This is a genomic window from Streptomyces sp. NPDC057939 (assembly GCF_042887545.1).
Lineage (GTDB): Bacteria > Actinomycetota > Actinomycetes > Streptomycetales > Streptomycetaceae > Streptomyces.
In genome coordinates this window covers 1-21913 of the sequence record NZ_JBHVPG010000073.1, presented here as the reverse complement: position 1 = coordinate 21913, position 21913 = coordinate 1, and the positions used below count along the sequence as shown (strand labels likewise).

Annotated in this window: 20 protein-coding genes; 9 read left to right on the top strand and 11 right to left on the bottom strand. The window is 72.1% G+C overall.

The annotated features are described in order from the left end of the window. Positions 1 to 160: 160 nt before the first annotated feature. From ACFVS6_RS39725 to ACFVS6_RS39715, 3 genes are all read right to left on the bottom strand, one after another. Positions 161 to 913, bottom strand: coding sequence for a GntR family transcriptional regulator (locus ACFVS6_RS39725; protein WP_389711408.1), 753 nt, complete (start codon positions 911 to 913; stop codon positions 161 to 163). A gap of 150 nt (positions 914 to 1063) precedes the next feature. Continuing rightward, entirely contained in the window at positions 1064 to 2218 is a 1155-nt protein-coding gene (locus tag ACFVS6_RS39720; protein ID WP_389711407.1) for a DUF4190 domain-containing protein, read from the bottom strand. Between the two features lie 146 nt (positions 2219 to 2364). Beyond that, entirely contained in the window at positions 2365 to 3939 is a 1575-nt protein-coding gene (locus tag ACFVS6_RS39715) for a S8 family serine peptidase (RefSeq protein WP_389711406.1), read from the bottom strand. 209 nt (positions 3940 to 4148) lie between these two features. Here ACFVS6_RS39715 and ACFVS6_RS39710 point away from each other — a divergent pair, with 209 nt between their 5' ends. From ACFVS6_RS39710 to ACFVS6_RS39700, 3 genes are all read left to right on the top strand, one after another. Further along, positions 4149 to 5261 (top strand): pyridoxal-phosphate dependent enzyme, encoded by a 1113-nt coding sequence (locus ACFVS6_RS39710; RefSeq protein ID WP_389711405.1) that lies wholly within the window; start codon positions 4149 to 4151, stop codon positions 5259 to 5261. Positions 5262 to 5440: 179 nt separating this feature from the next. Continuing rightward, entirely contained in the window at positions 5441 to 6259 is an 819-nt protein-coding gene (locus tag ACFVS6_RS39705; protein ID WP_389711404.1) for an isocitrate lyase/phosphoenolpyruvate mutase family protein, read from the top strand. Between the two features lie 44 nt (positions 6260 to 6303). Beyond that, positions 6304 to 7347, top strand: a complete 1044-nt coding sequence (locus ACFVS6_RS39700) for an EamA family transporter (protein WP_389711403.1) — start codon at positions 6304 to 6306, stop codon at positions 7345 to 7347. Here ACFVS6_RS39700 and ACFVS6_RS39695 read toward each other — a convergent pair. From ACFVS6_RS39695 to ACFVS6_RS39680, 4 genes are all read right to left on the bottom strand, one after another. Further along, positions 7323 to 8090 carry a trypsin-like serine peptidase gene (locus tag ACFVS6_RS39695; RefSeq protein WP_389711402.1) on the bottom strand — a complete coding sequence of 256 codons (768 nt, stop codon included), beginning with the start codon at positions 8088 to 8090 and terminating at the stop codon, positions 7323 to 7325. The two genes, ACFVS6_RS39700 and ACFVS6_RS39695, sit on opposite strands and share 25 nt — an antisense overlap. 17 nt (positions 8091 to 8107) lie before the next feature. Further along, entirely contained in the window at positions 8108 to 9187 is a 1080-nt protein-coding gene (locus ACFVS6_RS39690; protein ID WP_389711401.1) for an alpha/beta hydrolase, read from the bottom strand. A 243-nt stretch (positions 9188 to 9430) separates the two neighbouring features. Beyond that, on the bottom strand, positions 9431 to 10558 hold the full coding sequence (locus ACFVS6_RS39685; protein ID WP_389711400.1) for an alpha/beta hydrolase-fold protein: 1128 nt from the start codon (positions 10556 to 10558) through the stop codon (positions 9431 to 9433). A gap of 136 nt (positions 10559 to 10694) precedes the next feature. Then, the gene (locus tag ACFVS6_RS39680; protein ID WP_389711399.1) at positions 10695 to 11132 is read right to left on the bottom strand and encodes a MarR family winged helix-turn-helix transcriptional regulator; all 438 of its coding nucleotides are present in this window, start codon (positions 11130 to 11132) and stop codon (positions 10695 to 10697) included. A gap of 83 nt (positions 11133 to 11215) precedes the next feature. Here ACFVS6_RS39680 and ACFVS6_RS39675 point away from each other — a divergent pair, with 83 nt between their 5' ends. After that, positions 11216 to 12214, top strand: a complete 999-nt coding sequence (locus tag ACFVS6_RS39675; RefSeq protein ID WP_389711398.1) for an SMP-30/gluconolactonase/LRE family protein — start codon at positions 11216 to 11218, stop codon at positions 12212 to 12214. 37 nt (positions 12215 to 12251) lie between these two features. Here the strand turns inward: ACFVS6_RS39675 and ACFVS6_RS39670 are convergent, their stop codons facing one another. Continuing rightward, positions 12252 to 13982, bottom strand: coding sequence for an AAA family ATPase (locus ACFVS6_RS39670; RefSeq protein WP_389711397.1), 1731 nt, complete (start codon positions 13980 to 13982; stop codon positions 12252 to 12254). A gap of 288 nt (positions 13983 to 14270) precedes the next feature. Continuing rightward, a complete protein-coding gene (gene ychF, locus ACFVS6_RS39665) occupies positions 14271 to 15359 on the bottom strand; it encodes a redox-regulated ATPase YchF (protein WP_389711396.1) in 1089 nt (362 codons plus the stop codon). Positions 15360 to 15646: 287 nt separating this feature from the next. Here ychF and ACFVS6_RS39660 point away from each other — a divergent pair, with 287 nt between their 5' ends. Then, positions 15647 to 16045 (top strand): DUF6542 domain-containing protein, encoded by a 399-nt coding sequence (locus ACFVS6_RS39660; RefSeq protein WP_389711395.1) that lies wholly within the window; start codon positions 15647 to 15649, stop codon positions 16043 to 16045. 93 nt (positions 16046 to 16138) lie between these two features. On the opposite strand, the gene ppgK is transcribed toward ACFVS6_RS39660, so the two are convergent. After that, complete coding sequence (gene ppgK / locus ACFVS6_RS39655; protein WP_389711394.1) at positions 16139 to 16885, bottom strand: polyphosphate--glucose phosphotransferase; 747 nt, start codon at positions 16883 to 16885, stop codon at positions 16139 to 16141. Positions 16886 to 16940: 55 nt separating this feature from the next. After that, on the bottom strand, positions 16941 to 17954 hold the full coding sequence (locus ACFVS6_RS39650; RefSeq protein ID WP_389711393.1) for a 4-hydroxy-3-methylbut-2-enyl diphosphate reductase: 1014 nt from the start codon (positions 17952 to 17954) through the stop codon (positions 16941 to 16943). Positions 17955 to 18040: 86 nt separating this feature from the next. Here ACFVS6_RS39650 and ACFVS6_RS39645 point away from each other — a divergent pair, with 86 nt between their 5' ends. From ACFVS6_RS39645 to ACFVS6_RS39630, 4 genes are all read left to right on the top strand, one after another. Next, entirely contained in the window at positions 18041 to 19438 is a 1398-nt protein-coding gene (locus ACFVS6_RS39645; protein ID WP_389711392.1) for an APC family permease, read from the top strand. Between the two features lie 9 nt (positions 19439 to 19447). Continuing rightward, positions 19448 to 20752: an exodeoxyribonuclease VII large subunit gene (gene xseA, locus ACFVS6_RS39640; RefSeq protein WP_389711391.1), complete on the top strand. Its 1305-nt coding sequence runs from the start codon at positions 19448 to 19450 to the stop codon at positions 20750 to 20752. Between the two features lie 56 nt (positions 20753 to 20808). Beyond that, complete coding sequence (locus tag ACFVS6_RS39635) at positions 20809 to 21057, top strand: exodeoxyribonuclease VII small subunit (protein ID WP_389711390.1); 249 nt, start codon at positions 20809 to 20811, stop codon at positions 21055 to 21057. 100 nt (positions 21058 to 21157) lie between these two features. Continuing rightward, positions 21158 to 21745, top strand: coding sequence for a malonic semialdehyde reductase (locus ACFVS6_RS39630; protein ID WP_389711389.1), 588 nt, complete (start codon positions 21158 to 21160; stop codon positions 21743 to 21745). Positions 21746 to 21913: the final 168 nt, after the last annotated feature.

Here is a 21913-nt window from a genome sequence, read left to right as displayed (position 1 = left end):
GTCCGTCCCGCCCGCCGGTCCGTACAGCCGGTGGCCCGTCCCGCCCGCCGGTCCGTACAGCCGGCGGTCCGCACGCCCCCGGCCCGGGAGGCGGCCGGGTCCGGGATGCCCGGCCCGGGAGGCCCGGTCCGGACCGGCCGGCGACGGGGACACCGCCCGGCTATTTCACCGGCAGGTGGTAGGCGAGGCGGTACCGGTCCGCCGGGACGACGACGTCGGCGGTCTCCACCGCCCGGCCGGACGCGAAGTAGGTACGGCTGACGACGAGCACCACGTGCCCCGGGACCCCGCCGAGCGACATGATCTCCTCGGCCAGCCCCGGTCTGGCGCCGACCTCCTCCACCACGTTGTCGACGACGACGTCGATCGCGGCCATCCGGTCCACCACCCCGGAGCCGCCCAGCGGCCCCTCCTCCGGCAGCATCACCGGGGTCCGGCCCGTCACGGCGAGCGGCTCCCAGGAGGTGGAGAGCATCATCGCCTCCCCCGCGTCGCGGAACACGTACCGCGTGCGCATGACCCGGTCGCCCGGTTCGATGCCGAGCCGTTTCGCGATCTCGGCCGGCGCCTGCGCCTGCTCGCTGTTCGACTCCCACGTGCCGCGCGCGCCCGTCTCCGCCTGCTCCTGCCGGAACGGCGTCGACGCGCCGCCCGTGCGGTAGCCGGAGCGCGCGACCCTGCGCGGTACGGGTTGCTCGCGCACGTAGGTTCCGGAGCCGGAGCGGCCCTCGACCAGCCCCTCGGCCATGAGGACCTTGCGGGCCTCCAGGGCGACGGTGTCGGAGACCCCGTACTCCTCGCGGATCCGGGCCTGTGAAGGTAGCCGGGCGTGCGGGGGCAGGGACCCATCGACGATCTTCCGTCGCAGATCACCGGCGACACGAAGATAGGCCGGCTGCTCACCGAAAGTCACTGGCCACTCCCATCAGGTTGACAGACAGCTACACCCTGGCAACCGACGGTTGTACTGCGCAAGCACGGGCCAGAGTTTCACCCGAAGTGATGAAGCCAGGTCACTCAAACCCGTTACCAGGCGTTACCCACAAGGCCTCGAACCGCTTCCTCAGACCGACTCGGCCGAGGGTGCGCCCCCCGCATCCTCGCCCGCGTCACCCGGATAGTCCTCAAGCCACTCCGGAACCACGGTCGACAAACCGTAGGCGCCGCGCAACGCCTTCTCCGTGTCCACCGAGACCGCCGCCAGCGCCTGGTCCCACGCCTTCTGGAAATCGGCCGGCCGCGACGCCCCCGATGCCTTCTGCCACGCCCTGCGCGCCGCGTCGATCTCCCCCAGCTGCGCGGCCGCCGCCGGACCCGTCCCCGGACGCCGCGTCACGTCCTGGAGCATCCGGGCCTCCGCGCCCAGCGCCTCCTCGACCTCCCGCGCCCACGTCCGGTACCGCGGCAGCGCGTCGGCGACCTCCGCGTCCGGGCCGCGCCCCAGCGCCTGGTCCGCCGTGTTCAGCGAGCGCAGCAGGGTCACCTGCTCCGGCGTCAGCATCCCCTCGTCCTGGCGCAGGCTGCCCCGGTGCTCCTCCTCCGAGGTGCCGATCACGCAGATCAGGCGCCGGTCGCCCTCGCGCCAGGATTCGCGGGAGGGCGCGAAGTAGAACATCTCCGCGTAGGCGGGCAGCGCCCACGTGTCCATCGCGTAGGCGTCCTGCGACTTCCAGCACATGTCGGCGACCGTCTGCTGGAGCTCCTGCGTACCGGGGAAGGAGGCGATGTCGAGCAGGGTCGTGGAGGTCACCTCGGCGTCGTGCACCTGCCCGCAGCCGATGCGGTGGGCGAGGGGGTCCTCGTCGAGGAGGTCGCCGCCGGGAACGTTGAAGCACTCGCCCGCCCGGAGCTCCTCCATGACGGCCGGCTCCCCCTCGGCCTCCTCGTACGTCCGGGACGGGCCCATCCGGTCCAGGAAGGCACCGCCGTAGGCGTCGATGCCCACCGCCGCGACGACGGTCATCACCAGCGAGACCACCAGGCCCACGACGGCCAGGGCCCTGCCCCGTTCCCGCTTGCGCGCGATCTGCACCAGCGCCACAACCCCGAAGACGATCCCGAGCGGCGGCAGGCACAACAGCCCGACCAGCAGCGAGGCGAGGGCGAACCCGTTGAGCGCGGGCGGGTACGCGTGGGCCGGCGGCCCCCACACCGGCAGCGGGGACGGCGGGGGCCACTGGTGGCCGGGGCCGGGCTGCGGCCGGGGCGGGATGCTCACGGGGTGAGGTGCTCCATCACGGGGGGCGCGAACGAATGCGCGAAATAGTACGCAGCGGGGGCGACCGGCACTCCGGTCGCCCCCGCGTTCATCGCGCGATCCAGCCTGTTATCGCGCCCCTTGCCACCCGGTCGCCCGGGAGGTCGTCAGAACTGCAGCGCCCACGAGTCGATCTTGCCGACATCGGCGCCCGCCAGGTCGGCGACCCGCAGCTTCCAGACGCCGTTGGCGACCTCGGAGGAGGCGTTCACGGTGAAGGTCTGGATGATGTTGTCCGCGCTGCCGCCGGTGCGGTTGCGCAGGTTGTAGACGGAACCGTCGGGGGCGACCAGGTCGACCTTCAGGTCACCGACGTAGGTGTGCTTGATGTCGACCGGCACGCTCAGCGTGGCCGGGGCGTTGCCGGAGATCCCGCTCACGGTGATCGGCGACTCGACGGTGGAGTTGTCGTTGATCGCGTAGTCGTTCAGGTTCTCGAAGCGGGTGCCCGGGCCGGGCGGGGTGGTGCCCCCGCCCACGTTCAGCAGCCGGTTCGGGGAACCGGAACCGGGGCTGGTGACCACGTTCGGGGTGGCCGCCGCGACCAGGCCCGCGGAGACCTGGGCCGGGGTGCTGGTCGGGTTCTGCGACAGGTAGATCGCCGCCGCGCCCGCGACGTGCGGGGAGGCCATCGAGGTGCCCGAGATGGTGTTCGTCGCGGTGTCCCCGGTGCCCCACGTCGAGGTGATGTTGGAGCCCGGCGCGAAGATGTCGAGGATGCTGCCGTAGTTGGAGAAGCTGGACTTGGCGTCGGTGTTGGTGGTGGAGCCGACGGTGATGGCCTCACCGACGCGCGCCGGGGACTTGGTGCTCGCGTCCGTCGACTCGTTGCCCGCCGCGACCGCGTACGTGATGCCGGCGGCTATGGAGTTGCGGACGGCCGTGTCGAGCGCGGAGTCGGCGCCGCCGCCGAGCGACATGTTGGCGACGGCCGGCTTGACGGCGTTGCGCGTCACCCAGTCGATGCCCGCGACGACCTGGGCCGTGGTGCCCGAGCCCTGGTTGTTGAGCACGCGGACGCCGACGATCTTGGCCTTCTTGGCCACGCCGTGCGCCGTGCCGCCGACGGTGCCCGCGACGTGGGTCCCGTGGCCGTGGCCGTCCTGGGCGGTGTTGTCGTTGTCGATCGCGTCGTAGCCGTAGGAGGCCCGACCGCCGAAGTCCTGGTGGGTGATCCGGACGCCGGTGTCGATGATGTAGGCGGTGACGCCCTCACCGGCCTTGTCGGGGTACGTGTAGCTGTTGTCCAGCGGGAGCGCGCGCTGGTCGATGCGGTCCAGGCCCCATGACGGCGGGTTGGGCTGGGTGGCGTCGACGGTGAAGACGCGGTTCTGCACGACCGACTTGACGGCGGGGTCGGCGGCGAGCTTTCTGGCCTGCGCCTCGGAGACCTCGACGGAGTACCCGTTGAGGGCGGCGCTGTAGGTCCGGTCGATCTTGGCGCCGTACCGCTTGGCGACGGCCTTGCCGCTCTCGGCGGTGGAGCGGGCGGCGGAGTCGTTCAGGGTCACGATGTAGCTGCCGGAGATCGCTCCCTCGACACCTGCGTTCTCGATGACGCCCAGTGCGCCGTTGTCGGCCGCCGAGGCGGGGAGGGCGGCGGCCGCGCCGAGCGCGAGGGCCACGACGGCGGTCGCGCTGATGCCGGCGAGCTTCCGGCGGGTTTGACGCATCACGGACATGTGAGGGGTCCTCCTCATAGGTGGTGCGCTGCGGGGGGTGTGCGACGGCACACGAAGACCCTGAAAGGCATGTCCATGACAATAAACGGTGCCCAACAGGCCGTCGCTTCCGAAAGGTTGACCCACCTGTGCGGCATCCCACAAGAGGACAACGGACGCGTAACATCCGTGCCATACAACGGCCATGATTGAGCAAAGGCGTTCCGCACATGACGCACGCACTCCCTGGTTACCTCTGCCCCGAGGACGGCACCCGCGCGGACGTGCGGACCGCCCCCTGGTGCTGTCCGGTCTGCGGTGGCCCCTGGGACCTCGACTTCGCACCGGATCCGGCCATCGCCCTGGAACCGGCCGCCGGCCCCCATTCCCTGTGGCGCTACGCGGCCGCGCTGCCGCTGCCGGGGGCGTTCGCGGTCTCCCTGTCCGAAGGGCACACGCCGTTGGTGCCGTTGGCGGAACGCGTTCACGCCAAACTCGACTTCCTGATGCCGACCCTGTCCTTCAAGGACCGAGGTGCCGTCATGCTCGCGGAACTGGCCCGCCGGCTGGCCCCCGAGCGGGTCGTCGCGGACAGCAGCGGCAACGCCGGGACCTCCGTGGCGGCGTACTGCGCGCGTGCCGGGCTCAGTTGTGAAGTTTTCGTGCCGGAGGGCACCTCGGAGAAGAAGACCGAGCAGATGCGGGCCCGCGGGGCGACCGTACGGATCGTGCCGGGCGGCCGCGAGGCCACCGCGCGGGCGGCCCGGGCCGCCGCCGACGCCCCCGGCGTCTTCTACGCGAGCCACGTCTTCAACCCCTACTTCCTCCAGGGCACGAAGACGTACGTGTACGAGATCTGGGAGGCCATGGCGGGCCGGCTGCCCGAGGTCCTCGTGGTCCCGGTCGGCAACGGGACCCTGCTGCTCGGCGCCGCGCTGGCGGTGGAGGAACTGGCCCGGCGCGGGGTGCGGCCCCCCGCGCTGATCGCCGTGCAGGCGGCGGCGGTCGCCCCGCTGGCCACGGCGTTCGCCTCCGGGGCGGAGGACGCCGAGCCGGTGCCCCAACTTCCGACCCTGGCCGAGGGCATCGCGATCCCGGCGCCGCCCCGGGCCCGGCAGATCCTGGCGGCCGTACGGAAGTCCGGCGGCACCTTCCTGACCGTCCCGGACGACCGGCTGCGCGAGGCCCAGCGGGACCTGGCCGGCCGCGGCCTCTTCGTCGAGCCGACGGCGGCGGCCTGCTGGGCGGCGGTCCGCCCGGGCGCCCCCGGCGACCCCTTGCAGGGCCGCACCGCGGTGATCCCCCTGTGCGGCGCGGGCGCGAAGACGGGCCTGGCCCCGTAACGCGCCCGGTCCGGGGGGCGGGCTCCGGCGGGTGCCGTCGGGAGCACGGGGGTCCGCGCCCGCTCCGCAACGCGCCCGGTCCGGGGGGCGCCCGGTCCGGGGGCGGGCTCCGGCGGGCGAAGTGACATGGTGTCGGAAATCCGCCAGCCCCCGCGGGGCCGTTCTGGTGGACTGCACCCATGACCGACACCCGTGACCTCGCCTCCCGCGCCGCCGCCTTCGCCGCGCTGCACACCCCCGCCGCCCCGCTCGCCCTCGCCAACGCCTGGGACGTCGCCAGTGCCCGCGTCGTCGAGGCGGCCGGATCCCGCGCGGTCGCCACCACCAGCGCCGGCGTGGCCTGGTCCCTCGGGTCGCCCGACGGGGACGCCCTCGCCCGCGAGCGGGCCCTCGACCTGATCGCCCGCGTGAGCGCCGCCGTCTCCGTACCCGTCACCGCGGACATCGAGGGCGGCTTCGGCGCCGACCCCGCCGGGGTCGGTGAGACGGTCGCCGGGGTGCTGGCCGCCGGGGCCGTCGGAGTCAACATCGAGGACGGCGACCGGGACCCCGCCGACCACGCGGAGCGGCTGGCCGCGGCCCGCGCCGCCGCGGGGGCCGCCGGGGTCCCCCTCTTCATCAACGCCCGCGTCGACACCTACCTCCGCGGCCTCGGCGCCCCGGAGACCCGGCTCGACGAGACCCTGGCCCGCGCCGCCGCCTACCTCGAAGCGGGCGCCTCGGGGATCTTCGTACCCGGCGTGGTCGACCCGGCCACCCTCGCCGAGCTCGCCAAGGGCATCGACGCCCCGCTCAACGTCCTCGTCGGCCCCGCCGCGCCGTCCGTCGCAGAGCTGGGCGCCCTCGGAGTGGCCCGGGTCAGCCTCGGGTCCTGGGTCGCGGAGGCCGCGTACGCCGTGGCCCGCCGCGCCACCGAGGAACTGCTGGCCGGAGGGACGTACGCCTCGCTCGCCGACTCGCTGCCGTACGGCGAGCTGAACGGGCTGCTCAAGGGCTGAGAAAACGAGAAGCCCGCACGGGGCAGCGACCCTAGGATCCGGACATGCGCACCTCGAACACGACCGGGAGCCCTACCGCTCCCCCGCACCGCAGGATCACGGGCGCGGTCTGGACCGCCCTTGCCCTGGTGTACGTCGTGTGGGGTTCGACCTACCTGGGCATCCGGATCGTCGTCGAGACCATGCCGCCGTTCCTGTCGGCCGGTGCCCGTTTCATCACCGCCGGACTGCTGCTCGCCGGGATCGTCGCCTGGCGGTCCGGGCCTGCCGCGCTCAGGGCCACGGGCGCGCAGCTGCGCTCGGCGGTCCTGGTCGGGATGCTGCTGATCCTGGGCGGCAACGGACTGGTCGTGCTCGCCGAGACACGGGTGCCGTCCGGGTTGGCCGCGCTGTTGGTGGCGAGCGTGCCGATGTGGGTGGTCGTGCTGCGGGCGGCCGGCGGGGACCGGCCGCCGGCGCGGACCCTGGTCGGCGTGCTGATCGGTCTCGCCGGGCTGGCGGTGCTGATCGGTCCGGAGCTCGGCGGGGAGGTCCGGCTGTCGGGGGTGCTGATGGTGGTGGCCGCGGCGGTGCTCTGGTCGCTGGGCTCCTTCTCGGCGTCGAGGCTGCCGCTGCCGGGCAATCCGTTCACGGGCAGCGCGTACCAGATGCTCGCGGGCGGCATCGGCGGGATCGTCGTCGGCCTGCTGCGCGGCGAGCAGCGCGGTCTGGACCTCGGCGCGTTCTCCACCGCCTCCTGGGTGGCCCAGGCCTACCTCGTGCTGATCGGGTCGGTGGTCGGTTTCACCGCGTACGCGTGGCTGCTCCGGGCGGCGCCGCTGTCGCTGGTGTCCACGTACGCCTACGTGAATCCGGTCGTCGCCGTGGCGCTCGGCACGCTGATCCTCGACGAGGCGCTGACCTGGCCGATCCTGCTCGGCGGCGGGATCGTGGTGGTGGCGGTCGGCGTGATCGTCAGCACGGAGCGGACGCAGCGGAGGGCGACCCCGCCGGCGGAGGGTGCCGGGGATCGGCCGCGGGCCGAGGTCGACGCGGAACGGCCGCCGGTGGAGGTCGACGTGGATCAGCCGCCGGCCGCCCGTTCGTAGAGGGCCTTGGCGCGCTCGTCGTACAGGGCCGCCGTGGAGTCCACGTCCGTGTCGCCGCCGCTCAGCACCCCGATCAGCCGGCCCGGGCGGTCCGGTCCGCCGCGGTCGGCGATCCAGGGGCTGCCGCTGGTGCCCGTCCAGAAGCCCGAGCAGCTGATGTACAGCATGTCGGGGTCCTCGTCGTCGTGACGGGTCCGGGTGGTGCAGGAGACCGGCTTGTTCTGCGGGTTGTGCTCGGATTCCGGGTAGCCGATCACGGTCACCTCGCGCTCGTACCCGGACGTCCAGTCGGGTCGGGGGGCCTCTCCGCCGCCGACGCGCTGCTGGAGGCTGCGTCCTTCCTCGTCCGGCTCGACGGTGAGGAAGGCGAAGTCGGCGGTGTCGTCGCCCCACTTCGTCCAGCGTTCGTCCACGTGGATCGAGCTGACCTTCCACACGCCGAGCGGCTGGGTGCCCTCGCCCTCGCCGGAGAAGGCGGGGGCGAAGGCGAGCTCGCCGATGGCGAGGCCGTCGTGGGCGACCTCGCCCGGCTGTCCGTCCTCGCCCGCGGGGGCCACGCAGTGCGCGGCGGTGGCGACGACGTTGCCCCGCGGGCTGTCGACGACGCTGGCCGTGCACCAGTGCTCGCCGCCCGCCATGAGCACGCCCACCGTGGGGAACGGGTGCACCGACCTGTCCTCGGACGCCTTGAGGAGGACGACGGCGGCCACCGCCGCGATCCCCGCCACCGCCGCGGCCGACACGCTCCGCACCACCGGGCTCAGCGCACGGCGGGTTCGGGTGTCGGCGCTCGCAACACCTTGCTGATCCACGCCAGCGAACCCTCCCTCATGCCCCGTACGTAGGACTTTCCGTTGTGCTCACCATCCTGGATCACCTGGAGCCGGGTGTGCACGGGGCCCCTGCCGTACTGCTTCATGAACTTCTCGGCCGCCTCCCGGCCGCTCTCCTTCGTGCCGATCTGGAAGTTGATCCAGACGTCGGGACCCCCCGCCTTGATCAGCTTCTCGGCGAGCTTCTCCGGGTTGTTCTCGTCCATGGCCTGCCGGTTTCCCTTCCAGAGCGGGGAATCGGGGACGAAGTCGACGCCGCTGGCGATGACCGCCTTGAAGCGTTCCGGGTACTTCAGGACGTGCTTGAAGGCCCCGAAGCCGCCCGATGAGGACCCCATGAAGGCCCAGCCGTCGCGGGAGGTGAAGGTGCGGAAATTGGCCTTCGTGAAATCCGGGACGTCATCGGCCATCCAGGTGCCCATCTTCGGCTGGCCGGGGATGTCCGAGCCGTCGAAGTGGTTCTTGGTGTCGGCGTTGATCACCGGCATGACGAGGATGAAGGGCAGGCTGGTGCCCTCCCTCGCCCCGTCGATCACGGCCTGCTGGAGGCCGAGGCCGGGCCCGGTGCCCCAGTAGTTCTTGGGGTAGCCGCGGCCGCCGGGCAGGGCGATCAGCACCGGGAAGCCGCTCTTGGCGTACTGCGGGTCGTCGTACTCCTTGGGCACCCACACCCACACGTCCCCGGTGAAGCCCGACTTCGCCCCGGTCAGGGTGGTCACGGCGATCTGGGTGCCGTCCGGCAGCCTGCTGGTACGGCTGAACGCGGCCTTCGGGCCGGTGGGCATCAGTACCTCGGGCCTGATGTCCTCGGCGGCCGCCGACTCCTGGATCTTCCCGAAGGACACCGGATCCCCTATGTCCGAGAAGAGGCCGGTCATGTACGCCGCCCCGCCGCCCCCGGCGACGAGGAGGAGGGCGAGCCCGCCGATCAAAAACGGACGCCGGCGCTTCGGGCGACGACGACCCCCGGTCGTGGGGCTGTCGTCGCCTTGCTGGTCATGCTGCACGGATTGTTCCCGTTCCTTCTGCGGCGCCCTGGTTGGGCGCGAGTCGGACCGATAGGTCCCCCTTACACACCTGACAGAGGTGTGAACGACCGTAAGGGTTGCCTGGGAGCGGGGCGACGTGGCGAGGGCCACGCGGGGAGGGCGGGAACGGGGGCGCGGGACCGGGCCGGGCGGGAGCGGGTCCCGGCCGGGCCGGCCGGGGACGGGACCGGGCGGGGACGGGTCCCCGCCGGGCCGGGCGGATCAGCCCGCGTCGGGCTTCGGGGCCTTCAGCACCTTGCTGACCTCCGCCAGGGCGCTCTCCTTCATGCCCCGGACGTAGTCCCAGCCGTTGTGGTCGCCGCCCACGATCTCGTGGATGGTGACCTTGACGGGGCCCTTGCCGAACTGCTGCTGGAACTTGTCCAGGCGGGCGCGACCGCCCTCCTTGGTCCCGTACTGGAAGGCGACGAGTACCTCGGGACCCTTGGTGTCGATCAACTTCTGCGCGAGCTTCTCCGGGTTGTTGGCGTCCATGTCCGCCTGGTGGCCCTTCCACAACGGGGAGTCGGGAACGATCTCACCGCCGTTGGCGATCACGGCCTTGAACTTGTCCGGGTGCTGCATGACGTGCTTGAGGCCGACGAAGGCGCCGGAGGAGTTGCCCATGAAGGCCCAACCGTCGCGGGACTTGTACGTACGGAAGTTGGCGCGGGCGAAGTCCGGTATGTCCTCGGAGATCCAGGTGCCCATCTTCGGCTGCCCGGGTATGTCGGAGCCGTCGTAGTAGTACTTGGCGTCCGGGTTGAGGACGGGCATGACGAGGATGAAGGGCAGGCTGGTGCCGGCCTTGACGCCCTCGCTGACGGCCTTCTGGAGGCCGAGGCTGCGGTCGGACCAGTAGTTGGCCGGGTAGCCGTTGCCGCCGGGCAGCGCGATGAGGACCGGGAAGGCGCTCTTCGCGTACTTCGGGTCGTCGTACTCCTTGGGCGCCCAGACCCAGACGTCGCCCTCGAAGCCCGATTTGGCCCCGGCCAGCCGGGTCTTGGCGATGACCGTGCCGTCGTCGAGCTTGGCGGTCTGCTTGAAGGCGGCCTTCGGACCCGAGGGCAGCAGCACGTCCGGGTCGCCGCTCGGCGTGGCCGGGGCGGCCGCGTCGGGGGACTTCGACCTGGACTTGGCTCCGCCGTCGGACGCGGCGCCCTGGTTGTTCTTCCCGAAGCTGACGGCCTCGCCGTTGCCGGAGAACCACTCGTACTTCCAGGCGGCGAAGCCCCCGCCGCCGAGGACCAACGCGCAGGCGACGCCCGCGCTGATCCATATCGCGCGCCGGGACCGCTTGGGCGCGCGCTCGGGCTCGCCACTGAACGGCTGCTGCGGGTACTGGTGCACGAACTTCGCTCCGAACGGTCATGACTGTCCTGGGAGGGACAGAACGGCTGGACATCCCGTTGGTTCTGATGGACGAATGCCCGGGACAGTTCCAAAACGGGGCGAGAACTTGCCCCGAAACCCCGGGGCCGGGGGGTTACCGCAAGGTGTCGAGCACCTCGGCGCAGCGGCCCAGCAGCCCGACGAGCTGCTCGCGCTCCTCTTCGGAGAAGGCTGCGGCGAGCGCGCGTTCGACCCGTACGGCGGCCTCGTCGGCCTGGTCCAGCACGGCGCGCCCCTCCTCGGTGAGGCGGGTCTCCAGGACGTTGCGGTGCCACGCGTGCGGGGTGCGTTCGATGAGGCCGCGTTCCTGGAGGTTCTTCAGGACCGTGTTCATGGTCGGCGGGGTGACCCCGCAGAGCCGGGACAGGGCGGCCGCCGAGATGCCGGAGTTCTCGCCGAGCCAATAGAGGGCCGCGTACTGCGGAACCGTTACTGCGGCCGGCTTCAGGGCGGTGTTCTTCGCCCCGAGGAGCGCCTGCTCGGCGCGCTTGACGTGCGAGCCGATGCGCTCCTCGGCGGGCATGGAAGTCATGGGGGCATCCTACGACCCTTGCCAATCATTAGGGTTCTAACTAGTGTGCGTACTCACCTGATCGAAAGAGGACACCTGTGCCCATGTGGTCGAAGTTCATGCCCGTACCCCTCGCGCTGGCCGCGGCGCTGTCGCTGGGGGCGGCGCCCGCGCCGTCCGGGACGTCCGGGGCGTCCGGGGCGTCCGGGTTCGACGTCCGCGTCACCACCGCCTTCGAGCTGCCGGGCACGAAGGTCTACCCCGAGGGCATAGCCGCCGACGCCCGTACGGGCACGGTCTACGTCGGCTCGTACGCGGACGGCACCGTCTACCGCGCCCGCCCGGGAGCCCGCCGCGCCGAGGTCTTCCTCCCGGCGGGCGCCGACGGCCGCACCACGGCGAACGGCCTGCGCGTGGACGCGCGAGGCCGCCTCTGGGTCACCGACTCCACCAAGGGCGTCACCGTGTACGACACCCGGACCGGCGCCCGCCTGGCCCGCTTCGACGTCCCGGGGGACGCCCCCCGCTTCGTGAACGACCTCACCGTCACGCCCGACGGCTCCGCGTACCTCACGGACAGCGTGCGCGGGGTGATCTACCGGGTCACGCCGGACCAACCGGCCTCCGGTGACGGCCCGCTGAGCGTCGCGTACGACCTGACGCCGGCCCTGCGGCCCCGTCCGGCCGGCGGCTTCAGCCTCAACGGCATCGTCTCGGACCCGGCGGGCCGCTGGCTCCTCACCGTCGACATGCCGGAGGGCGAACTGCTGCGCGTCGACCTCCGCACGGGCGCCGTCGGCCGCGTCGCCCTGACCGGCGGGAACCTCACGTCCCCCGACGGGCTCGACCTCTCCCCCGACGGGACGCTCCGGGTCGCCCAGAACGTCCCCAACACCCTGACCCGCTGGAAGCTCTCCGCCGACGGCACCCGGGGCCGACTGACCGGCACCCTGACGGACCCTTCCCTACAGATCCCCACGACCCTGACCCACCGACCCGGCCGCACCCTGGTGGTCCGCTCCCAGTTCGACAAGGACGGGCCGTTGACCCCGTCCACGGGCGCGCCGACGACGTTCACGATCGCCTCGGTCCGGGGCTTCTGAACCGGCGGTTCCCGATGACGACCACTGTCGCCCACTGTCACCAGTCCGGCTCGGCGCCCTCCGCGAGCTCCCGGTACGCCTGCGCGATGTCGTGGACGTGGACGGTGGTCGCCTCGTCGATCGACGGGTCCCGGGATCCGTCGAGCATGTCGATGACCCTCAGGTCCCGCACCTTGGCCGCCTTCGACGCCAGCTCCCGGGCGAAGCGTCCGTTGCCGAGCCGGTCGATGAGCGCGTCGAGCACGACGCGTTCGCAGCAACCGCGCAGCGCCGCCGCCGCGTCGTCGCTGAGGACGTCGTTCTGTCGACGGAAGAAGGACTCGGCGATCAGCACCAACTCGTCGGCCGAGTAGGCCGGGAAGTCGACCCGCGTGTTGAACCGGGAGATGAGGCCGGGATTGGCCGACAGCAGCTCCTTGATCTCCTGCGGGTATCCGGCGAGCACGACGACCAGGCGGTGCCGGTCGTCCTCGGCCCGCTTCAGCAGCACCTGGAGCGCCTCGTTGCCGAAGGCGTCCCCGCCGCTGTACCCGTCGTTGACCAGCGCGTACGCCTCGTCGACGAAGAGGACCCCGCCCAACGCCCGGTCGATGGCCCCGGTGGTCTTCAGCGCCGTCGAGCCGAGGTGCTGCCCCACGAGGTCCACCCGCTGGACCTCGACGACGTGACCGCGCTCCAGCATGCCGAGCCCGGCGAAGATCTGGCCGACGATCCTGGCGACCGTCGTCTTGCCGGTGCCGGGCGGTCCCGCGAACACCAGGTGCACGGGCTCAGGCGCCGCGCCGACCCCCTGCGCCCGGCGGACCGCGGCCATCCTGAGCTGGGCGGACAGGGTACGGACCTGGCGCTTGACGGGGGCCAGGCCCACCATCGCGTCCAGCTCGGCCATCGCCGCGTCGAGCATCGCCGCACGGTCCGCGTCGCTCAGTTCCGCCGCCCCGTCCGGTCGCACGCGCGGGGGACCGGCCTGGGCGGGGACGGGCCGTACGGCGGGCGGCGTCGCGGGAGGGGGCGGCGGGCTGACCGCCCGGGCCCGCTCGGCGACGTCGGCCAGCCCGGGGCTGTGACGGAACGCCGTCTGGAACTGCTTGAGCGCCTCCTCGGGCCGCCCGAGCTCCTCGTACGCACGGCCGCGCAGGTAGCAGACCTCACCGAGGAAACCGGCGTTCTCCCGCAGCGCGTGCGGCAGCGGGCGCAGCACGTTGAGCGCCTCGTGGTGGACGCCCTGCGCCACCAGGCCGGCGGCGACGTAGAGCTGCGACTCGTCGAGCAGGAAGGCGTCGCCGATGCCCGGCGCGAACCTCAGCAGCAGGGGCCAGTCCCGCTTGGTGAAGGCGTACCGGGCGAGCACGAACCGGGTCTCGTCGCAGTCGAGCAGCGCGGACGACAACATCTGCCACGCCTCGTCGGGCCGGTCCTCATCGAGCAGCTTCGCGGCCTTCGCGAGCCACAGGTCCCGGCGCGACTCCAGGCGGAAGTCCACGTACCCGCCGATCCGGAACCGCGAGACCAGCGGCGTGCGGAGTCGCGCGCGCAGGGCGCCGAAGGAGTGCGACTGCGCGTACATCGCCTCGACGGCCTCACCCCGGCCCAGTCCCGCGGCATGCATCCCCAGCCAGGCGTCGGCGGCCGACGGATCGTGCCCGACCGCCGTGCGGAAGGCCTCCCCGGCCGCCGGCCGGTCCCCTCGCCGCAGGAGCTCGACGCCCTCGACCCACGCCCGCTCGCACTTCCTGACTGCCCGCCCCGACACGGCCGGTCCCGACATCACGCGCTCCCCCCGATTCCGCCCGATTCCCGCCGACCTTACGTCAGTTGCCCCACCCCCGACGGCACCCGCGGGCGGTCGGACGAAGTGCCGATCTCCAGCGGCCTTCCGGGTCGTTCACGTGGGGCACCGGTCCACCGTTCACGAGACCTGATCACCCGCTGACTTCACGTCAGAATATTCAGCACCCATCCAGCACGGTGACGACGAAGGGGTCGCCTCCCGGAGGAGGCGACCCCTTCTGAACTTCACGTTTGCCAGATCAGCGACGTGGCGCCACCTGGCGCATCACACGTTGAAGCGGAACTCCACCACGTCGCCGTCCTGCATGACGTACTCCTTGCCCTCCATGCGGGCCTTGCCCTTCGAGCGGGCCTCGGCCACCGAGCCGCACTCGACCAGGTCGGCGAAGGAGATGACCTCGGCCTTGATGAAGCCGCGCTGGAAGTCGGTGTGGATGACGCCCGCCGCCTCGGGGGCCGTGGCGCCCTTCTTGATGGTCCAGGCGCGGGTTTCCTTCGGGCCGGCCGTCAGGTAGGTCTGGAGGCCCAGGGTCGTGAAGCCGACGCGGCCGAGGGTGGCCATGCCGGGCTCCTCCTGGCCGACCGACTGGAGGAGTTCGAGGGCCTCGTCGTCCTCCAGCTCGATGAGCTCCTGCTCCAGCTTCGCGTTCAGGAAGATCGCCTCGGCCGGGGCGACCAGCGCGCGCTGCTCGTCCTTGAAGGCCTCGTCCGTCAGCTCGTCCTCGTCGACGTTGAAGACGTACAGGAACGGCTTCGTGGTGAGGAGGTGCAGCTCGTGGAGGAGGTCGCCCCGCTCGGTGCCCTTGGTGATGCCCTTCGAGAAGAGGGTGTCGCCGGCTTCGAGGATCTTCTTCGCCTCGACGACGGCCGCGAGGACAGCGACCTTCTCCTTCTGGAGGCGGGACTCCTTCGTCAGGCGGGGCTCCGCCTTCTCGATGGACTGGAGGTCGGCGAGGATCAGCTCGGTGTTGATCGTCTCGATGTCGTCCTTGGGCGAGACCTTGCCGTCGACGTGCACGACGTTCTCGTCCTTGAAGGCACGGATGACCTGGCAGATCGCGTCCGACTCGCGGATGTTCGCGAGGAACTTGTTGCCGAGGCCCTCGCCCTCCGACGCGCCGCGCACGATGCCTGCGATGTCGACGAAGTCGACGGTCGCCGGGAGGACCTTCTGCGAGCCGAAGATGCCCGCGAGGACGGCCAGGCGCGGGTCCGGGACCCCGACGACGCCGACGTTCGGCTCGATGGTGGCGAACGGGTAGTTGGCCGCCAGCACGTCGTTCTTGGTCAGGGCGTTGAACAGGGTCGACTTGCCGACATTCGGCAGGCCGACGATTCCGATCGTGAGCGACACGTTGGCGACTTCCCGTAGCTGGAGGGGGCGGCGGCCCGGAGTGGGCCACCGGACAGTTTACTTTCAGATGAGTGCCACTCGATGTACGCGTGTCCGGGCGGCCGTACGGGGGGCCTCCCACCTAGTTTGGTGGGGTGGAGCAATACAGGATGCGTTCGGTACGTCACCCTCAGGCGCCTCAGCCGCCTCACGAGCCCCCGGCGCCCCGGCGCCCGGTGCCCGTCGGCGGCGTACCCGCGCAGGCGCAGCGACCCGGGCCCCGGCCTCCGGCCGGGCGTCGCCGCCGGATGCCCCGGCCCCGGCTGACCGGGCTCGGCGGCGGGCTGCTCGCGTGCACCGGCATGCTGCTGGCCGCCGGGATCTCCTGGCTGCTCTTCGGGTCCTCGCTGTTCGTGTACGGGCTGCTCTTCCTGCCGGTCGCCGCCGCCACGGCGCTGTGGGTGCGGCCGGCCGACCTGATCACGGCGCCGGTCTCCGTCCCGATCGCCTTCGCCGCCGGGGTGTGGCCCGTGTCCGGCGGCTCCGGCGGCTTCGCCGGGGAGCTCATGGGGGTGGTGTCCGCGCTCTCCCTGCACGCCGGGTGGCTGTACGCGGGCACCCTGATCGCCGCCCTCATCGCGCTGACGCGCCGCGCGGTGCTGAGCGGCCGCCGCCGCGCCGCCCGACGCGGCACGACGGCGTACTAGCCCCACTGGCCGGGCCCACCGGGTCCGACGGGCGACACGACGGCCCGCCGACCGCCGCTCCCCCGAGGACGGCCGCCGCCCGCCCCGAGCGGCCTACTCCGCCAGGTCCCGCGCCGCCATCGCCGCGCCGACGATGCCGGCGTCGTTCTGCAGCTTCGCCGGGACGATCTCGGCCCGGATGCCCTCGATCAGCGGGAGGAACTTCTCGGGCTTGCGGCTGACGCCGCCGCCGAGGACGAACAGGTCCGGGGAGAACAGCATCTCCACGTGGGCCAGGTACTTCTCCAGGCGCCGGGCCCAGTGCGGCCAGCTGAGGTCGCCGTCCTCCTTGGCCTTGACGGAGGCGCGCGTCTCCGCGTCGTGGCCTTTCAGTTCGAGGTGCCCGAGCTCGGTGTTCGGTACGAGTCGGCCGTCGCGGAAGAGCGCGCTGCCGATGCCCGTGCCGAGGGTGAGCAGGATGACCGTGCCCGAGACGTCGCGGCCGGCACCGTAGGTGATCTCCGCGATCCCCGCAGCGTCGGCGTCGTTGAGGACCGTGACCTTCCTGCCGCCCAGTCGGGAGGACAGCAGGGCCGCCGCGTCGAGGCCGATCCATCCCTGGTCCACGTTGGCGGCCGACCGGGTGATGCCGTGCGTGACCACGCCCGGGAAGGTGACGCCGATCGGGCCCTTCCACGAGAAGGCGTCCACCACCTCGGCAACGCACCCGGCGACCCCTTCGGGGGTGGCCGGGTGCGGTGTCAGTACTTTGTGGCGCTCCTGCGCCAGTTCGCCGCGGTCCAGGTCCACGGGAGCGCCCTTGATCCCTGAACCGCCGATGTCCACACCGAAGATCTCCATGGGATCACCGTACGAAGCGGGCGCCCCGGGAGCTAGTCGTCCCGGCCGCCGACCCTCAGTCCTGCGAGCCGCCGGCGACCAGCCCCGCCGCCTCGGCGCGCAGGTCGCGGCGCAGTTCCTTCGGGAGGGAGAAGACGATCGATTCCTCGGCGGTCTTGACGATCTCGACGTCGGCGTAGCCGCGCTGCGTCAGCCATTCCAGGACCTCCTCGACCAGCACCTCCGGTACGGAGGCGCCCGAGGTGAGGCCGACGGTGGTGACGCCCTCCAGCCAGGCCTCGTCGATCTCCGACGCGAAGTCGACCAGGTGGGCGGCGCGCGCGCCCGCGTCGAGGGCGACCTCGACGAGGCGGATGGAGTTCGAGGAGTTCTTCGACCCGACGACGATGACGAGGTCGGAGTCGGCGCCCATCACCTTGACGGCGGCCTGCCGGTTCGAGGTGGCGTAGCAGATGTCGTCGCTCGGCGGGGAGACGAGCAGCGGGAACTTGGTCTTCAGGGCGTCGACCGTCTCCATCGTCTCGTCGACGGAGAGGGTGGTCTGCGACAGCCAGACGACCTTCGACTCGTCGCGCACCTGGACGTTCGCGACGTCGTCGGGGCCGTCGACGATCGTGATGTGGTCCGGTGCCTCGCCGGAGGTGCCGATGACCTCCTCGTGGCCCTCGTGGCCGATGAGGAGGATGTCGAAGTCCTCGTTGGCGTAGCGGATCGCTTCCTTGTGCACCTTGGTGACCAGGGGGCAGGTGGCGTCGATCGTCGCGAGCTTGCCGCGCGCGGCCTCCTCGTGGACGACGGGGGCCACGCCGTGCGCCGAGAACATCACGATGGAGCCCTCGGGGACCTCCTCCGTCCGCTCGACGAAGATGGCGCCCTTCTTCTCCAGCGTCTGGACGACGTACTTGTTGTGCACGATCTCGTGGCGTACGTAGACCGGCGCACCGTACTGCTCCAGGGCCTTCTCGACGGCGATCACGGCTCGGTCCACGCCCGCGCAGTAGCCGCGGGGGGCGGCGAGCAGGACGCGGCGGGATGCGGGAGCGGGGGCGGGTGCAGTCATGTCCTCCATCGTACGGGGGGCTCCAGCAGGCCGTACGTCCCCCGTCCGGCACACACTTGCCCGAAAGCCTGTCCCGCCTATCCCTCGGAGGACGGATGGCGTCCGTCACGGATTCCGGTACGCCCGAGCACACCGCCCTACGGCGGAACCTCGGCTTCCGGGACCTGGTCGTCTACGGTCTGCTCTTCATCGCGCCCATGGCTCCGGTCGGGGTCTTCGGCACCCTGGACGCCAAGTCGCACGGGGCGGTCGCGCTCGTGTACCTGGTGGCGACCGTCGCGATGGCCTTCACCGCGTTCAGTTACGCACAGATGGTGCGGGTGGCCCCGCAGGCCGGCTCGGTCTTCACGTACGCCCGCAAGGGTCTCGGGGAGGGGCCGGGGCTGATCGCCGGGTGGATGGCGATGCTGGACTACCTGCTGATCCCGGCGGTGGCGTACCTGTTCTCCGGGATCGCGATGAACGCGCTGGTCCCGGAGGTGTCCCGGTGGGTGTGGACGGCGCTCGCGGTGGTGATCACGACCCTGCTCAACCTGTGGGGCGTGCGGGCGGCGGCGCGGGTGGGGTTCGCCGTGCTGGCCATGGAGATCGTGGTCCTGCTCGTCTTCCTGGTCGCGGCGGTGGTGGCGCTGGTGGACGGCGGGGCGCGGCGCGGCTGGCTGTCGCCGCTGACCGGGGACGGCTCGCTCGGCTTCTCGGTGGCCGCCGTGCTGGGCGCGGTGTCGGTCGCGGTCCTGTCGTACCTGGGCTTCGACGCCATCGCCTCGTTCGCCGAGGAGGTGACGGGCGGTTCCGCGCGGGTGGCGCGGGCGGTGCTGTTCTGTCTGGCGGTGACCGGGGTGCTGTTCGTCGCGCAGACCTACCTGGCGGCGCTGCTGACCCCGGTGTCCTCGGCCGAGCTGGCCGCGGATCCCGGGCTCCAGGGTCCGGCGTTCTACGACACCGTCGAGTCCGCGTCGGGGGCGTGGCTGCACGACCTGGTGGCGGTGAGCAAGGCGATCGGTGCGGCGTTCGCGGCGCTGGCCGGGCAGGCGGCGGCCGGCCGGCTGCTGTTCGCGATGGCCCGGGAGGGCCGGCTGCCGCGGGTCCTGTCCCGTACCTCGGACGGCACTCCGCGGGCGGCGCTGCTGGTGGCGGCGACGGTGACGTTGGTGGCGGCGGTGTGGGCGGCGCGGCGCGACGACGGCCTCGACCACCTGGTGTCGGTGGTGGACGTGGGGGCGCTGGTGGCGTTCACGCTGTTGCACGCCTCGGTGGTGGGCTGGTTCGTGGTGCGGCGCGCGGGCGGCCCGGTGAACTGGTGGAAGCACCTGGTGGTGCCGGCGCTGGGTGCGGTGGTGACCGTCGCCGTGATCGTGGAGGCGTCGTGGGAGGCGCAGGTCGTGGGAGCGGTGTGGCTGGCGGTGGGCCTGGGGGTGTTGGTGGCCCAGCGGGGCCGACGCGCCGGGGAACGGTCCGACGGGCCCGGTAGCGGTGTCGGCCCCGGCGACTAGCCTGCGTGCATGGGTCTGAATACGTCGGCTGATGCGCCGCTGCCGGTCGGTCAGGTGTCCCGGCTCATCGGGGGCTGGATCGACCGGTTGGGTCAGGTGTGGGTGGAGGGGCAGATCACGCAGCTGTCCCGGCGGCCGGGTGCGGGGGTGGTCTTCCTGACGTTGCGCGATCCGTCGCACGACATCTCCGTCAGCGTGACCTGCTTCCGGCAGGTCTTCGAGGAGGTCGCGGACGCGGTGACGGAGGGTTCGCGGGTCGTCGTCCTGGCGAAGCCGGAGTGGTACGCCCCGCGCGGGCAGTTGTCCCTGCGGGTGACGGAGATCCGGCCGGTCGGCATCGGGGAGCTGTTGGCCCGGCTGGAGCGGCTCAAGCGGTCGCTGGCGGCGGAGGGTCTGTTCGCCCTGGACCGCAAGAGGCCGTTGCCGTTCCTGCCGCAGCTGATCGGGCTGGTGGTGGGCCGTGCGTCGGCGGCCGAGCGGGACGTCCTGGAGAACGCCCGGCGACGGTGGCCCGCCGTCCGCTTCGAGGTCCGCAACGTGGCCGTCCAGGGGGTGCACGCGGTGCCCCAGGTGGTGCAGGCGCTCAAGGAGCTGGACGCCCGCCCCGATGTGGACGTGATCATCGTGGCGCGCGGCGGCGGCAGCGTGGAGGACCTGCTGCCGTTCTCGGACGAGGAGGTCGTACGAGCGGTCGCGGCGGCCCGTACTCCGGTGGTCTCGGCGATCGGGCACGAGCCGGACTCCCCGCTGCTGGACCTCGTCGCGGACCTTCGGGCCTCGACGCCCACGGACGCGGCGAAGAAGGTGGTCCCGGACGTCGGGGAGGAGATGGAGCGCGTACGTCAGCTCCAGGGCCGGGGACTGCGGGCCCTGCGCGGGCTGCTCGACCGGGAGGAGAGGGGGCTCGCGCACGCCCTGGCGCGGCCGGTCTTCGTCCATCCGCAGCGGATGGTGGAGACCCGGGAGGACGAGGTGGAGGCCCTGCTGGCGCGCGGCCGGCGCACGCTCGGGCACCTGCTGGACCGGGCCGACTCGGAGCTGGCGCACACCTTGGCCCGGGTGGTGGCGCTGTCCCCGGCGGCGACGCTGGAGCGCGGGTACGCGGTGCTCCAGCGGGCGGACGGGCACGTGGTGGGCGCCCCGGGTGAGGTCGCGCCGGGCGACGTGCTGCGGGCGCGGGTGGCGGCGGGCTCGTTCTCGGTGGAGGTCGTGGACGTACCGGCCGAGGCGGAAGAGGCGCAGCGGGCGAGCGGGGCGCAGGAGGCGGAAGCGGGCGCGGAGGGCGGCCGGAAGCCCGCCGGCGACTCCCTCTGAGGCGACACACTGCGGCAACAAATTCGATGTACGACACACATACGATGGGAACGGGAATGACTGACACCGAAACGGCGCTGGGCTACGAGCAGGCCCGCGACGAGCTCGTCGAGGTCGTCCGCAAGCTGGAGGCGGGCGGGACCTCGCTGGAGGAGTCGCTGGCGCTCTGGGAGCGCGGCGAGGAGCTGGCGAAGGTCTGCCGGCACTGGCTGGAGGGGGCCCGCGCCCGACTGGACTCGGCGCTGGCCGCGCGGGACGCGGGGGCGGACGGGGCGGGCGCCGACGGGGCGGGCCGGCCCGAGTGATCTCGATCACGCGCACGCCAATTTAGTTGAAAGTTCACCTACTTTCGACCTAGAGTCGGAGACATCGCGCTTCACCTCCGTTAAAGAAGAAGGCTTTCCGATGTCTCTCGTTCTCGACGCCGCCGCTCAGGACCTGCTGTTCCGCGAGGCCCGTACCGCCAACACCTTCTCCGACGAGCCGGTGACCGACGAGCAGGTCCAGGCCATCTACGAGCTGGTGAAGTTCGGCCCCACCGCTTTCAACGCCACCCCGCTGCGCGTCACGCTGGTCCGCTCCCCCGAGGCCCGCGAGCGCCTCGTGAAGCACATGGCCCAGGGCAACCAGGCCAAGACCGCCACGGCGCCGCTGGTCGCGATCCTCTCCGCTGACAACGAGTTCCACGAGGAGATCCCGCAGCTGCTGCCGAGCTACCCGCAGGCCAAGGACTTCTTCACCGAGCGCCCGGTCCGCGAGCAGAGCGCACTGGTCAACGCCTCGCTCCAGGCCGCGTACTTCATCGTCGGCGTCCGCGCCGCCGGTCTGGCCGCCGGTCCGATGACGGGCGTGGACTTCGCCGGTCTCCAGAAGGAGTTCCTGGACGACGACCACACCCCGATCATGGTCGTCAACATCGGCAAGCCGGGCGAGGCCGCCTGGTACCCGCGCAGCCCGCGCCTGGCCTTCGACCAGGTCATCACCACCGTCTGAGCACCGCCGCCCCGCCGACGCGGGGAGCACACCGAAGAGGCCGCCCCCCCCCGGGGGCCCGGGGGGGGGGGGCGCGTGGGGGCGGCATGGGGGGCGGGGTGGGGGGGGCGGGCGGTGGGGCGGCCGCCGCGGGGGCGTTTACACAAAAACCCGCCCACCAGAAAAACA